1 protein-coding gene is annotated in these 720 nt (G+C 70.3%); it reads right to left on the bottom strand.

The window, feature by feature from the left end; all coding sequences use genetic code 11:
- Positions 1–720 (bottom strand): hypothetical protein (locus QB898_RS13130; protein ID WP_279525308.1); only part of this gene is annotated, 720 nt, incomplete at both ends.

Raw genomic sequence — 720 nt, 5'->3', positions numbered from 1 at the left:
GGCCCACTGCCCCTCCAGCAGGCGGCGCAGGCGGCGCGGCTCGGGCAGGGTGATGAGTTCGGCGCGCTCCGGGGCGCTTTCGGCGGCGCTTGCCGGGGTGTTTGCAAGGCGGGCCGTTCCGGTTGTGTTTTCGGCTGCGTTGTCAGCGGCCAGCAGGCGCGGCGTGCCGCGCTCAGGGCGCGGCGCTTGCAGGCTCCAGCCGCTTTCATCGCTTTGCTGGCGCAGCTTCCATTGCCGCCATTGCCTGTCGGCAGGCAGGGCTTGCGTCCAGCGGGCGGGCAGCTCCAGGGCCTGGCCCTGCGCGCCCATTTGCATCTGGCTTGCTCCATCTTCCACGGCTACGGCTGCGCGTTCGGGCACGAGCACGTGGCCTGCCAAGGTCAGCGGCGCATCAGCCGCCGGGGCCAGCAGCAGCACGCGATGGCCGTGGGCCAGCTCACGCAGGGCGGCCATTTGGCCGTGCGCGAGCAGCCACAGGGCGATGGCCTGGTATTTCCGCGCAGCGGGGCTTTGCTCCTGCGCGGCTTCGTGGCCTTGCTGGCCCTGCTGCTCCAGCCAGTCCAGGTCTTCATCTTCCGGCTCCGGCTGGCCTTGCGGGCCGCCCATGTTGCGCGAGACGGCTTCCACCTTGTCGAGCGTGCCGCGCGCGCGGCCCTTGGGCACATTGCGCAGGCTCACGCGTTTGTGAATGCCTGTTTTTTCTTGCGAGGCTTGCTGCCC

Origin of the sequence: Ottowia cancrivicina (assembly GCF_029813755.1) — a bacterium.
GTDB classification, from domain to species: domain Bacteria; phylum Pseudomonadota; class Gammaproteobacteria; order Burkholderiales; family Burkholderiaceae_C; genus Ottowia; species Ottowia massiliensis.
Note: the sequence above shows the minus strand (reverse complement) of the source record. Positions and strands in the feature narration are given on the sequence as shown.